We start from the raw sequence: 10,147 nt of genomic DNA on the forward strand, positions 1-10,147 counted from the left end.
AGAGCCATCACGGGCCCGAGGGTACGGCTGATGGGGCTCAGGCCGCGGTGAACCGGTAGGGCCGCCCCGCCCCACGTCGCGCCGGCTGCGAGCAGCAGGGCGGCGCGCTGACCGTCCTGCTGACCCACGAGGTGGGCCATGGCCGCCACCATGGCGGCCAGCGTCATCCATGCCAGGGTCAGGGCGACGCCCCGATGCATCAGGTCAGCCGCGACCATGGGAGCCGCGCAGCCGTCGCGCGCGCCCGGCTGGGACGCCGACGCGGATGGGTTTTGCAACAGCGACGCCATACCGATGAGCATGCCGACCAGCAGGGCTCCCGGTATGCCCTGTCGCCCGCAGGGCGCAAGGAACAGCACCAGTTCCTGACCGCTTGCGTAGCCGGCGCCGACCACGGCGCTGAACAGGGTCCACGTGACGGTGGCGGCCTGGGGCGGGCGATGGACGGGTGCCGCCGGGTGCCTGGACGTCATGGTTAGCCACCGGCGGTGTATACGTGGCGCCGCCATTACATATAACGAGTACCGAAGACAGGGCCGTCCTTCCGGACGGTAGCCACATCGGGGCGCCACCCGACCTCGCGCCCACACCTCAACACACCAGACCGGGGCGGGCCCTTCCTGGATCCTCGCGAAAAGGAGCGCCTGCGTTGAGACCGCGCGCCTTACGTGGGCCTTCTGATCCCCTGCACGGGGTAACGGGTGAGGATGGAGTGGTGGGCCGGGTCCACTTTCGGGAGCCCGGGGCGGCCTGGCAGGTCGCGCGCCTGCTGTCCCGCCTCTTCGAAGCTTTTCCGGGCGCGCGCGCCCGGCCCGCGGTGGTCTGCATCGGGACGGACAGGTCCACCGGCGATGCCCTGGGACCGCTGGTGGGAACACACCTGGCTCAGCTGGCGCCCGGGCTCAGGGTATACGGTACCCTCGACGAACCGGTGCACGCCACCAACCTGGCCGATACGCTGGCGAGGCTGGCGCAGTCCCCGCCTTCTTTCACGCTGGCCATCGACGCGTGCCTGGGCCGAGCGGAAAACGTGGGGAGCCTGACCGTCCGCACAGGCCCCCTCCGCCCGGGCACTGGGGTCCGCAAAAGCCTGCCCGAGGTGGGCGATGCGCACATCGTGGGCGTCGTGAACGTGGGCGGGTTCATGGAGTACCTGGTGCTCCAAAACACCCGTCTGGGCATTGTATGGCAGATGGCGCAGGTGATCGCCGAGGGGATTGCTCGGGCTGCTTCCGACGAGAGCGCGCGCTGGGCCGTTCCCGCCCAGACGGCGCCGTCGCGGCCGCCTGCCGCCTTCCCGGGTTGACCGGGCCTGCGGGCCGGGCATCCGCCCCGCAGGCTACATGCGTGCCCGCACCTTTTCGTTCAGGGCTGCAACGACCTGCCGGGCGGTCATCCCTTTCGCCTCGACCACGGGCACGGCAGTGAAGCGGCGCTGATCCCCGACAAGGGTGCTGTCGATACCGCTCAGTACCACGGCATCCACCCGATCAAGCGGAGCCTCGTGCAAGGGTTGCACCTCATACCCCGCCTCCTCAAGAGCCCCTCGGAAACGCATCATGTCATCGTCGCACGCCACGACCGGCTTGCCTGCCATTGGACGGCTCCCTCCGAGCCTTTAGACTGAACACCCGGCAGGCGGCTCATTCAGCGGAGGTCGGGGGGGCCGAGAAGGCCTGAAGCAGCGCGATGACCTGTTCGTCCGTCGTGGGGCTGAAGTTGTCGTACCAGGCTCCCACCGACTCCAGGTCGTCGGGCAGCATCAGGGTGACCAGACGGTCGCATTCGGAGGCCAGCAGTACGGCGCTCAGCCGTGCAGCGACCGGAGCGGCCACGACGATGGGGCGCGCGCCGAGACGCCGCACGTAGCGGACGGCGGCCATGGCCGTGTACCCCGTGGCCAGCCCGTCGTCCACCACAATGGCGACTTTGTGCTCCAGGGGCGGGGGACGCCACCGGTACAGGGCGTCCCGCCGGCGGGCCTCCTCAAGGGAGGCCGCGACGGAGGCCCGCAGCTCCGCCTCGTCGATGAGCAGCGTGCGAACTGCTTCCCGGTTGATCACTTCCGAGCCGTCGGCTGCGACGGCTCCGACGGCCAGTTCCGGGTTGAGCGGGCAGGGGACTTTCTTGACCGGCACGATGCCCAGGGGAAGAGCCAGCCGGCGGGCTACCTCCGCGGCCACCACCACACCGCCCCGCGGTATGCCCAGCACGACCCCGGGCTGCCCCGCATAGTCGAGCAGCCGGGAGGCCAGGCGCCGTCCGGCATCCGTCCGGTCCGCGAAACGCACGAGCCGATCACCCCTGCCACGCCGGCGCACCCAGCTCCCGAAGAGACCGGAGGGGCAGAGCAGCCACCGGCGGCGCCCGGCGCGATCAGTTGCCGGCGGCCATGTTATGAGTGGTCCGTCGGCTCCGTGTGGGACCTGGGAAGGGGGCCCGCCTGGACAGCCGGTGCCCTCGGGGCCACCCGGTCGCCCGCGGTCATGGTGCACTTGCCGTCCAACCGGCCGCCCTCGTTCACGACCAGAACGGGGGTTTCGACGTCCCCCTGAATCTTCCCCGAGGAGGAGATCTCCAGCCGGGCCGTGGCCTTCACCTGACCCTGGACCTCACCCGCCACCAGGATGGAGGACGCGTGGACATCGGCCACCAGAACGCCGCCCTCGCCCACGATGACGTCTCCCGTCGTGTGGAGGGTGCCCTCGAGCCGGCCGTCCACGCGGATCGTGCCAGAGCTCTTCAGGTCGCCCTTCACTTCCGTGCCTTTCCCGACAATTGTTTCGACTGCTCCGGGATCTGGAGGGGCGGTCGGCCCTTCGCGACGTGCGCGGATCACCAGGCGATGCCTCCCTTTCCGGCCGAACAGGCGGCCCTTACGGCAGGTAGTTCAGCGGGTTGACCGGACGGCCGTTGACGTGCACCTCGTAATGGAGGTGGGGACCGGTGCTGATACCCGTCGAGCCCATGGCCCCGATAACCTGCCCCTTGGTCACCCGCTGGCCCACCTTGACTTTCATGCTGGAGAGGTGGGCGTAAAACGTACGGAGCCCGTAGCCGTGGTCAATGACGATGGTGAGGCCGTACCCGCTGCGCCGGCCGGCGACCACCACCGTGCCGTCGGCCGTGGCGAGGATGTCGGTCCCCACCAGTCCTGCGATGTCCAGACCGTAGTGGTAGTCAGGGTCGCCCGTGACGGGATGCCGCCGGGGGCCGAAGCCCGAACTCAGCCAGCCCTCCGTCGGCCAGATTGAGGGCGTGTGGGCCCGGCGCCTGACGAACTCGAGGGTGGTCGCCCGCAGGGCTTTGATGTGGTCGTCGTAAGCGCGAAGCTGCTCATTGACGTTCTTCAGCGCCGCCGTCACGACCGGAATCACCTGATTCCCGGTGGGCGGTCCGCCCTGCCCGGCGGGGTCGCCCTGCTTCGCCACCTGCCGCACCGGCGGCGCCGGCGGCGGTGCGGCGTCGGCATTCACCAGCATCTGGCGGATCTCGGCGCTGGCTTTCGCCAGGTCCTGGAGCTCCTGCTCGATACCCAGGGTCTGAGCGATAAGGCCGGCGTAACGGCTCTGCTCTTCGAGGTAGGCTCGCTCCAGCAGGGCATACCGGTCGAGCTGGAGATCCAAACGGGTCCTGAGGACCGACTGGTTGTTAAGGGCAGTGATATAGGAATCCGCGAGCCACAAAGACACAACGATCAGGAGGCCAAGGCCGGCCCTGAAGGCATCGAGAACGCCGCGCCGCAGGCGCACGGCGCGAACGGCCTTGCCATCGTGCGGCACAACGGTGATGGTGATGTATGGCCCGTCTGTTTTCCTGCGCATGACGGAGGGCTACCTCCGCAGCTAGTCCCCACCCCGTGCCGCGTGGATTCGACACCAGGGTTCCCGGCTCCTGCCAGACGCGGAAACGACGCCCAGTGCCGGACTTGCCTGCGGGATGTTCCACGTGGAACACTCGCGTGCCACTCCTCACCCGTGCAGGTCGGCCATGGCCTCCCTGTCCAGCTGCCCCAGCAGCTCGACGAGCCGGACCAGGTCCTCCTCGCCGTAGAACTCGATCTCAATCCGCCCCTTCCGGCGCCCCTCCCGGATCACCACCCGGGTGCCCAGGGCCCGCTCCAGGGCCGCCTCTACCTCGGACCAGCGCCCGCTCCCGGGCACCCTCGCCCGCCTCGATGGGCGTTCAGCGGCCTGCTCTCCAGGGCCCGCCGCACCGCCCCTCTCCGCGCCCAGCTCGCGCGCCAGCTCCTCCGTCCCCCTCACGGACAGCGCCTCGGCCACCACGCGCCTGGCGAGCTCCACTCGCACCGGGCCCGCCGGCGCCGCGAGCAGCGCCTTGCCGTGCCCCTCGCTCAGGGCCCCGGAACGGAGGAACTCCTGAATCTCCGGCTCCAGTTCCAGGAGGCGCAGGGTGTTGGCCACCGTGGGCCTCTTGCGGCCAACCGCCCGAGCCAGCTCTTCCTGGCTCAGCCCGAACTCCTCGATGAGGCGCCGGAACGCTTCCGCCTCCTCCATGGGGTTCAGGTCTTCCCGCTGGAGGTTCTCCACCAGCGCCATCTGGACCATCTCGCGGTCCCCCACCCGCCGCACCAGCGCGGGGATGGTTGCAAGCCCGGCCAGACGCGCGGCCCGCCATCGCCTCTCCCCGATAACAAGCTGGTAGCGGCCGGGTCCCTCCACGTCCAGAGGGCGCACGACGATGGGTTCAAGCACGCCGTGCGCCTTGATGGAGTCGGCCAGCTCCTGGAGGTTTTCCTCGGAAAACTGCCGCCGGGGCTGGTAGGGGTTAGGAGAGACCCGGTCCACGGCCACCTCCATGACCCCTTCGCGGCTGCCCGGCTCCGGGCCTCCCTCAGGAATGAGCGCCCGCAGCCCCCGCCCGAGCGCCTGCCGGCTCATAGCGCATCACCTCTCCGGCCAGTTCTCGGTAGGCCTCGGCCCCCCGGCACTGGTCGTCGTACAGCACGATGGGCTTCCCGTGGCTCGGAGCCTCCGTCAGCCTGACGTTGCGGGGGATGATCGTGTCGTATACCCGCACCCGCCCCGAGAAAAACGACCGGACGTCCTCCACCACCTGCTGCGAGAGGTTGGTGCGGCCGTCGTACATCGTCATCACGACGCCGGCGATTCCCAGCCCGGGGTTGAGGTGTTCGCGCACCATGTCGATGGTGCGCATCAGCTGGCTCAGGCCCTCCAGGGCGTAAAACTCGCACTGGATCGGCACCAGCACCCGGTCAGCCGCCGCCATGCCGTTTAAGGTCAACAGCCCCAGCGACGGCGGGGAATCGATCAGGATGTAATCATAGCGCTCCCGCACCGGTTCAAGGCCGCGCCGCAAGCGGAACTCCCGGGAAAGGGCGCTCACCAGCTCGATCTCCGCCCCGGCCAGGTCGATGGTGGCCGGCGCCACCTCCAGCCCTTCGATCTCCGTCGGGCGTATGACGTCCTCGATGGGACGCTCGTTCATGAGAACGTGATAAACGCAGGCGTCCAGCTCCCGCTTGTTGATCCCGACTCCCGTGGTGGCGTTCCCCTGAGGGTCGACGTCGACGAGCAGTACCCGCCGCCCGCCCACCGCCATGTAAGCGGCCAGATTGACGGCGGTCGTGCTCTTGCCGACGCCCCCCTTCTGGTTGACGATTGCCACAACCCGAGCCAAAGCTACCTGCTCAACTCCTTCCGCGGCGCGCGGCCGCTCTCGAACGCCCGAGCTTCACGACGAAGGTCCAGCCGTTCCCTTCCTCCTTCTCATCCAGCGTTGCCTCGAGCCCCGCCTGCTGCGCCTGCCGCACCACCTGGCGCAGGCCGTTGACGAAAATACGGGCGTCGCCGTACGCGCCCCTCACGCGCCGCCGCGCCGGCTTCCCCTGCGCCATGCGGTCAACCAGGCGCTCGCTCTCCTCGGCGCTGAGGCCCTCGGCCATCCTCCGCGCCGCCTCGAGCTGGCGCGCTTCGCCCTCAAGGCGCAGAAGCGACCGGCTCTGCCGCTCCCCGAGCCCCTTCTCGCGAATGAGCGCGCGTACCGGCTCGGGAAGCCGGAGCAGCCGCAGCTTGTTGGCGACAGCAGCCTGGCTGCACCCGATCCGCCGCGCGAGTTCCTCCTGCGTCAGCCCGAACTCGTCGATGAGGCGCCGGAAGCCCTCAGCCTGTTCGAGGAAGTGAAGTTCCGCTCGCTGGACGTTCTCGATGAGTCCCCACTCGGCGGCGGTGTGATCGTCGATCTCCTTCACAATGGCCGGCACTTTTTCCAGCCCGGCCATCTGCGCCGCACGCCACCGCCGCTCGCCCGCCACCAGTTCGTAGCCGCCCTCGACGGGCCTCACCAGGATGGGCTGGAGCACCCCGTGCTCCCGGATGGACTGCGCCAGTTCCTCAAGGTCAGAAGCAGACGGCTGGTGGCGGGCCTGGTATCGGCCTGCCCGGATGCTCCCCGTCTCAATCCAGCGCACCTGCAGGGCGGAATCTTCGGAAACCGGCTCCTGCTTGCGCGGCGTTCCCGCCCTGGCCCGCAGCAGTTCTCCCAGTCTCACGCGTGTCCGGCGCCTCCCTGTCCTGCCCGCACACCCGTGTAGCTGTTGGCCGCATTCTTCGCGGCCTCTTCCCCCTCCTTTTCAACCGACCCTGCCCACGAGCCCGGGCCGCCTCGGGTAGCGTGCCGGCGTGGGGCCGACCTTGTGCCCCACGACAATTACCCGCTGGATCGGCCCCGGCAGGACCACGCGCTCCGTCCCCAGGGGGCCAAGCCCCACCCGCTCCGCCAGCCGCCTTCCCGCCTCCCACTCCTCCTCAAGTCGCGGCCCCTTCATGACCAGCACGGTGCCCCCCACGGCGGCCAGGGGCGCGCACAGCTCCACGCTAAGCGCCAGGCTCCCCACCGCCCGGATCGCCACGAAGTCAAACCGTTCACGCCACGCCGGATCGTGCCCCAGCACCTCGGCGCGCTCGCGGATCACCCGGACGTTGGCGAGGCCCAGCTTCACCGCCGCTTCCTCCAGAAACCGCACCTTGCGCAGCACAGACTCAACCAGCACCGCTTCCACCATGGGCCGGGCGATGGCCACCGGCAGCCCTGGAAACCCCGCCCCGCTTCCCACGTCCGCAAGCCGCGCGCTGCTCCCCGCCGGGAGCCACCGGCAAAGCGTGAGAGAGTCCAGGTGATGCTTGACGCGCACGCCCTCCGGGTCGGTGATGGCGGTCAGGTTGGCCCGCCGGCTCCAGGACAGCAGCAGATCGGTGAGCGCCGAAAGCTTCTCCGCCTGCTCCACCGAAAGATCCACCCCGAGCCGCGCCGCCTCCTGCCGTATCACCTCAGCTTCGCTCGCGGCGTCCATGCCCTGCCCCGCAACAAAAAAGGCGGCCGTTTGCGGCCGCCATCCCGTACACCTGTTCGCCCCGCCTCACCCGGTCCGGGGGCGGCCCCGGCGAACAGAGCCATCCTCACCCCGGAGCTCGCCGGCGGCTGCCGGTGGTGCTTGGCCCCTCGGGAAGACCACCACCCGCCGGTTGGGCTCCTCGCCTTCCGAACGGGTCTCCACGTACGGATCGTCCTTGAGCGCCAGGTGAATCACCCGCCGCTCCGTGGCGCTCATGGGCTCCAGCGCCACGCGCCTTTTCTCCTCGCGCACCCGCCGTGCCGCCCGCAGCGCCACCTGCCGCAAAACGTTCTCCCGGCGGCGCCGGTAATCGGCGGTGTCCAGCACGAACCGTACCGGGGCGCCCTCCTGCTCCCGCCGGTTTGCGGCCACGTTCACCAGGTACTGCAGGGCGTTGAGGGTTTCGCCCCGGTGGCCGATGAGCAGCCCCGCCCGCTCCGAGACGATGTTGAGCTTGTACAGGCCCGGCCCCATCCGGTGTGTCTCGATGACGCAGCTGCTCCCGATGAGATGAACGACCTGCCTCAGGAAATCCCGGGCTCGGTCAAGCCGCTCGGCCGCCTGGGCGCTGTCGGGCTCGCTGCCCGCGCCGCCCGCCACCTCGGCCTCGTCCAACAGGCCCGCCCGCGCCCGCCGGTCCCGCCTTCCACGCCGCTCCTCCGTGCCCGGGCCCTCCTTCTCCTTCACCGTGACCCGGATGCGGGCGAGCCGTCCCCCTATCCACCCCAGCAGACCCCTGTTGGCCTCCTCCAGCACCTCAACGTCCACGTCGTCCCGCCCCACACCCAGCTCGTCAAGCGCGGCTTCCAGGGCCTCTTCCACGCTACGCCCCGACTTAACGACGGAACGGGAGGGATTCATGACGCGCGCACGCCTCCTCCGGCTGCTACCAGCCGACGCTGGAAAAGCCAGTACTGGCCGTAGCTGAACAGGCTGCTGACCGTCCAGTAAAGGGCCAGCCCCGTCGGGAAGCTGGCCGCGAAGATTGCGCTCACCGCCGCCATGATCAGCATGGTGCTGTTTTGCTTCGGATCCGTTATGGTCGGCTTCATTGAAAGATACTGCGCGACACCCGTGAGAATAGGCCACACCAGGTACGGATCCCGCACGCTCAGATCCCAGAGCAAAAAGAGGCTTCCCTCGGGCAACCTCCTGAGCGCAAGGAACAGCGCCCACAGGATCGGAAGCTGCACCAGGGCGGGCAGACAGCCGCTGAGCGGGTTCACCTTGTGCTCCCGGTAAAGTTCCATCATGCGGCGCTGCAGTTCCTGCGGTCGGTCTTTGTACTTTTTCTGAAGCTCCTGGAGCATCGGCTGGATCTTCTTTTGCCCCTCCATGGCCCGGAACTGCGCCACGCCCAGCGGCAGCAGAAGAAGCCTCACCAGAAGGGTCAGTACGATGACGGCCAGCCCGTAGCTCCCGCTGATCCCCCGCAAAAACTCCAGCACCCACCATAGCCCGTCCGCAAGCTCGTTCAACCGAGTCTCTCCGCCTCTCCCGCGTCTTGCGCCGCGCCGTCCGCTAGGGAACCGGATCGTATCCTCCCGGGTGCCAGGGATGACAGCGCAGCACCCGCCGAACGGCAAGCCATGACCCCTGCACCGCACCGTACTTCAAGAGCGCCTGCTCCGCATACGCCGAACACGTCGGGTAGAAGCGGCACCGCGGCGGTGTCACTGGTGACATCCAACGCCGGTAACTTCGAACCAGGGCGGCCAGCATCCTCGCCGCAGGCGACGGCACCGCTCCGGGGCTTATGCGGAGTCGATCCATGCCCCGGCCTTCTTCAGCGCAGCGCGCAACGCCTCGCGCAACGTACCAAACTCCGCGTCCAGGCAGACCTCCCGGGCGGCGATCACCAGGTCCGTCCCCGCCGGCACCCCTGCCAGCTCCTCCGCGAGGGCCGCCCGCAAGCGGCGGCGGATGCGGTTGCGCACGACAGCGCGCCCCACGCGCCGGCCGATGGCGAACCCGACCCGCACCCCTGCCCCGTCTCCGGGAACCGCCCACACTGTCACCAGGCGCGTGGATCCCCTCCGGCCCTCACGGAAGACCCGCTCGAACTCCTTGCGGCGACCCAACCGGCCGAGGCCCGGCCCCCAACGCCGCTCCGTCAGTCCGCCGTCAAGCGGGTGCGGCCCTTTGCCCGCCGCCTTTTCAGCACCCTGCGCCCCCCCGGCGTTGACATGCGTCGCAGAAAGCCGTGAACCCGCAGGCGGTGGCGGCGCTTGCGCTGCAGCGTTCTTTTCATAAGCCTCTGAACTCCCCTGAAACCTTCCAGGCGGCCTCGCTACGGCCGCACAGCCTGATGAGGGTCTGTTGGCTCAGAAAGCGGCAGGTTCGATTATAGCCTCGCGCTTTTCCGCACGTCAACGCCCGCCTCGCCGCCCGGCCGCCCTCCGACCCCCTTGCCCTGCTCGGGAGCAGGGCCGTAGACTCACCAATGTACGGCCGTGGCGTCTGCGCGCCCCGGGCACGGTGTGTGGAAAACCTGCGTGCAAGTTGTGCGAAAACGGCCGCTTGCTTCTCCGACACAGGGTGGAGGACGGGAGGTACGCCTCATGGGCTTCGATGCCTTCGGTGATCTTTGCTCGTCGCAAGTCCGTGCAAAGCCACTTCCGGCCGCTCCACCCTCCCGGTCCCGGCCGGATCGCTCCCGGGCGCCTTTTCCGGCCGGGGGCGAAAAGATCCTGTGGATAAGCTGGGGATATTGTGGATATCTCCGGGGGGAAGAGCCTGAGGGGCCGGTTTTCCACCGCCTTTCCGGGCCCG

At 69.1% G+C, this 10,147-nt stretch carries 15 protein-coding genes; 1 reads left to right on the forward strand and 14 read right to left on the reverse strand.

Annotated features, from left to right (window positions below; genetic code table 11):
• On the reverse strand, positions 1–473 hold a 473-nt coding region (locus tag AB1609_07305; GenBank protein ID MEW6046274.1), incomplete at its 3' end, for a hypothetical protein.
• Between the two features lie 293 nt (positions 474–766).
• Between AB1609_07305 and yyaC the strand changes: the two genes are divergently transcribed.
• Complete coding sequence (yyaC, locus tag AB1609_07310) at positions 767–1,306, forward strand: spore protease YyaC (protein MEW6046275.1); 540 nt, start codon at positions 767–769, stop codon at positions 1,304–1,306.
• A 33-nt stretch (positions 1,307–1,339) separates the two neighbouring features.
• Here yyaC and AB1609_07315 read toward each other — a convergent pair whose 3' ends face one another.
• The 13 genes from AB1609_07315 to rpmH form a co-directional block, all read right to left on the reverse strand.
• Positions 1,340–1,597, reverse strand: coding sequence for a YkuS family protein (locus AB1609_07315; GenBank protein MEW6046276.1), 258 nt, complete (start codon positions 1,595–1,597; stop codon positions 1,340–1,342).
• Positions 1,598–1,643: 46 nt separating this feature from the next.
• Positions 1,644–2,291: a phosphoribosyltransferase family protein gene (locus AB1609_07320; GenBank protein MEW6046277.1), complete on the reverse strand. Its 648-nt coding sequence runs from the start codon at positions 2,289–2,291 to the stop codon at positions 1,644–1,646.
• 104 nt (positions 2,292–2,395) lie between these two features.
• Positions 2,396–2,839 (reverse strand): polymer-forming cytoskeletal protein, encoded by a 444-nt coding sequence (locus AB1609_07325; GenBank protein ID MEW6046278.1) that lies wholly within the window; start codon positions 2,837–2,839, stop codon positions 2,396–2,398.
• A 37-nt stretch (positions 2,840–2,876) separates the two neighbouring features.
• On the reverse strand, positions 2,877–3,824 hold the full coding sequence (locus tag AB1609_07330) for a M23 family metallopeptidase (protein ID MEW6046279.1): 948 nt from the start codon (positions 3,822–3,824) through the stop codon (positions 2,877–2,879).
• Between the two features lie 147 nt (positions 3,825–3,971).
• Positions 3,972–4,901, reverse strand: coding sequence for a ParB/RepB/Spo0J family partition protein (locus AB1609_07335; GenBank protein ID MEW6046280.1), 930 nt, complete (start codon positions 4,899–4,901; stop codon positions 3,972–3,974).
• Positions 4,855–5,661 carry an AAA family ATPase gene (locus AB1609_07340; GenBank protein ID MEW6046281.1) on the reverse strand — a complete coding sequence of 269 codons (807 nt, stop codon included), beginning with the start codon at positions 5,659–5,661 and terminating at the stop codon, positions 4,855–4,857. Before AB1609_07340 ends, AB1609_07335 begins: the two co-directional genes overlap by 47 nt.
• 10 nt (positions 5,662–5,671) lie before the next feature.
• Positions 5,672–6,532, reverse strand: coding sequence for a ParB/RepB/Spo0J family partition protein (locus AB1609_07345; protein ID MEW6046282.1), 861 nt, complete (start codon positions 6,530–6,532; stop codon positions 5,672–5,674).
• 81 nt (positions 6,533–6,613) lie between these two features.
• Positions 6,614–7,333 carry a 16S rRNA (guanine(527)-N(7))-methyltransferase RsmG gene (gene rsmG / locus AB1609_07350; GenBank protein MEW6046283.1) on the reverse strand — a complete coding sequence of 240 codons (720 nt, stop codon included), beginning with the start codon at positions 7,331–7,333 and terminating at the stop codon, positions 6,614–6,616.
• A gap of 66 nt (positions 7,334–7,399) precedes the next feature.
• A complete protein-coding gene (gene jag / locus AB1609_07355; GenBank protein ID MEW6046284.1) occupies positions 7,400–8,236 on the reverse strand; it encodes an RNA-binding cell elongation regulator Jag/EloR in 837 nt (278 codons plus the stop codon).
• Positions 8,233–8,853 carry a YidC/Oxa1 family membrane protein insertase gene (locus AB1609_07360; protein MEW6046285.1) on the reverse strand — a complete coding sequence of 207 codons (621 nt, stop codon included), beginning with the start codon at positions 8,851–8,853 and terminating at the stop codon, positions 8,233–8,235. Before AB1609_07360 ends, jag begins: the two co-directional genes overlap by 4 nt.
• A gap of 43 nt (positions 8,854–8,896) precedes the next feature.
• On the reverse strand, positions 8,897–9,097 hold the full coding sequence (gene yidD, locus AB1609_07365; GenBank protein MEW6046286.1) for a membrane protein insertion efficiency factor YidD: 201 nt from the start codon (positions 9,095–9,097) through the stop codon (positions 8,897–8,899).
• 32 nt (positions 9,098–9,129) lie between these two features.
• Positions 9,130–9,456 carry a ribonuclease P protein component gene (rnpA, locus tag AB1609_07370; GenBank protein ID MEW6046287.1) on the reverse strand — a complete coding sequence of 109 codons (327 nt, stop codon included), beginning with the start codon at positions 9,454–9,456 and terminating at the stop codon, positions 9,130–9,132.
• A gap of 32 nt (positions 9,457–9,488) precedes the next feature.
• Complete coding sequence (gene rpmH, locus AB1609_07375; protein MEW6046288.1) at positions 9,489–9,626, reverse strand: 50S ribosomal protein L34; 138 nt, start codon at positions 9,624–9,626, stop codon at positions 9,489–9,491.
• Positions 9,627–10,147 lie beyond the last annotated feature (521 nt).

The organism is Bacillota bacterium (genome assembly GCA_040754675.1).
In the GTDB taxonomy this organism is placed as follows: Bacteria; Bacillota; Limnochordia; order Limnochordales; family Geochordaceae; genus Geochorda.

Excerpts from the sequence above, each read along its gene's own strand:
- AB1609_07315 (MEW6046276.1), bottom strand. The coding sequence starts at position 1,597 with ATGGCAGGCAAGCCGGTCGTGGCGTGCGACGATGACATGATGCGTTTC.
- AB1609_07330 (MEW6046279.1), bottom strand. The coding sequence starts at position 3,824 with ATGCGCAGGAAAACAGACGGGCCATACATCACCATCACCGTTGTGCCG.
- AB1609_07335 (MEW6046280.1), bottom strand. The coding sequence starts at position 4,901 with ATGAGCCGGCAGGCGCTCGGGCGGGGGCTGCGGGCGCTCATTCCTGAG.
- rsmG (MEW6046283.1), bottom strand. The coding sequence starts at position 7,333 with ATGGACGCCGCGAGCGAAGCTGAGGTGATACGGCAGGAGGCGGCGCGG.
- jag (MEW6046284.1), bottom strand. The coding sequence starts at position 8,236 with ATGAATCCCTCCCGTTCCGTCGTTAAGTCGGGGCGTAGCGTGGAAGAG.
- yidD (MEW6046286.1), bottom strand. The coding sequence starts at position 9,097 with ATGCTGGCCGCCCTGGTTCGAAGTTACCGGCGTTGGATGTCACCAGTG.
- rpmH (MEW6046288.1), bottom strand. The coding sequence starts at position 9,626 with ATGAAAAGAACGCTGCAGCGCAAGCGCCGCCACCGCCTGCGGGTTCAC.